Origin of the sequence: Bacillus sp. AP50, assembly GCF_040492675.1 — a bacterium.
Taxonomy (GTDB): domain Bacteria; phylum Bacillota; class Bacilli; order Bacillales; family Bacillaceae_G; genus Bacillus_A; species Bacillus_A cereus.
On the sequence record NZ_JBEUTW010000695.1, the window covers coordinates 1 to 1,757 of the forward strand.

Sequence of the window (1,757 nt, forward strand, 5' to 3'; positions counted from 1 at the left end):
CATTCATACACATTCGTTGTTTTAATCACTTCGATCTCATTTACCGCTTGAATACTTGTTAATTATTGCCAATAAATAATGCATATATCTAAAAACATCTTTTCTACAAAAATAAAAAAGCAGACATTTCGTCTGCTTTAATTCTCCTCAATTTGCTTTTCACTTAATCCTAGATGTGTTCTAAGCGTATTACTCAAACTCTGTAGATCTTTTTTATTAGGATTATAATAATATACACGTTGCCCGTTTGGGCCATTAGGTAAGTATAAATCATCACCAGCTAATTGTATTTTTTCAACTGAACCGTTTAAACCGTATTTATAAAAAGATAAAATATCATCCATTACTAAATTTGTTTTAAAATCACCATCAACCGCCTCAACTATTTTTTCTAACTTCGTAATCGATCCTACACTTTTTAATTTACTTAAAATCGCTTCAATAACAAGTTGTTGGCGTTGTCCTCTCATTGCATCACTATCAATATGGCGCGTTCTTGCTAGTGCAAGTGCTTCTTCCCCATTTAATTTTTGTAATCCTTTTTTCAAATGAATCGCATCAGGTTCATCTTTACTATTTTGCTCCGTAAATTCAACTGGGACATCCACTTCAATACCATCTAACCCATCAACAATTTTAGTAAAGGAACCAAAATTAAATTTCACAAAATAATCAACAGGCACCTGTAACAATTTTTCTACCGCTTCCACAGAAGCTTGCGGTCCTCCATCTTTACCATTTTTAACGAAACCACTTCCATATGCATGGGTTATTTTATCTTTTTTCTTTTCAACTGGAACATATGTATATGTATCACGCGGTATGCTCGTTAATTTCACTGTTTTATCGTCTTTATTAAAAGTCGCTAACAATAATGCATCTGTATGAAATGCACCATTATATTCCTTTTGTCGTTCTTGATTTTCATCAATTCCCATAATTAAAAGTGAAACATGATTTGCAATTGGCTTTACAGATTTCTCACGTAAATTGGATTTTTCGCCTCGTGCTAAATTCAAATTAGATTTTTGTACGAGACTAGAAGTTTTCATATATACATAGGCTCCATAGCCAATTCCACCAAATAGTAATACCGCCAGTAGTAAACTTACTATCGTTTTCTTTTTATATTTTTGCTTATTTTTCTCTTCTCTTAAAGATGAATGATTCCCCATTTACTCTCCTCCTGTTTCTATTCACCCAATATGTTTTTCATTTTTTCATATTTAGCGCTATCCTTTTGAAACATACTTTCTTTCAATCCCTTATCTATTTGTATCCATTCAGTCGTAACTGAATATTGAATCAAGCCTTCTTGAAAACTAAGAAATTTCAACATAATCCCTGTATTTTTCTCCACAACCATTTCGAATTTCCCTCTTAAATCTTCAGAGGTGCTAACAGGCACCTCTATGTTGATAACTCCTTCAATTTTGTAACAATCTAATCCAAGATATTTCGTTTCTTTATAATTCCAATCTTTATATCGAATTAACAAATCTGCGAATTCTGATTGAATACTATATTTAGCTAGCCCTACATATTCATCATCATATCTCTTTTTCTCATCTGATTTTCTCACTAACCTTTCCGTAGGATTTAATTTTAATAGTTCATTGTTTCTTCCTTTCGGGTTCCATTTTGTCTCTTTATAGGTATACTTCTCATCATCAAACTCTTTTTTCTTGCCCTCGTTATATATAATTGTTCGTTTTTTCGCTAGTTTATCTTCTTTCGAAGAGATACCTCTTTGTTTC

1 protein-coding gene and 1 pseudogene are annotated in these 1,757 nt (G+C 32.0%); both read right to left on the reverse strand.

Translation table 11 applies throughout. From position 1 onward, the window contains the following. Positions 1–137 precede the first annotated feature (137 nt). The gene (locus ABWK52_RS28500) at positions 138–1,175 is read right to left on the reverse strand and encodes an LCP family protein (protein WP_000526734.1); all 1,038 of its coding nucleotides are present in this window, start codon (positions 1,173–1,175) and stop codon (positions 138–140) included. Between the two features lie 17 nt (positions 1,176–1,192). After that, positions 1,193–1,757: pseudogene (locus tag ABWK52_RS28505) on the reverse strand (anti-sigma factor); the annotation flags it as partial.

Excerpts from the sequence above, each read along its gene's own strand:
- ABWK52_RS28500 (WP_000526734.1), bottom strand. The coding sequence starts at position 1,175 with ATGGGGAATCATTCATCTTTAAGAGAAGAGAAAAATAAGCAAAAATAT.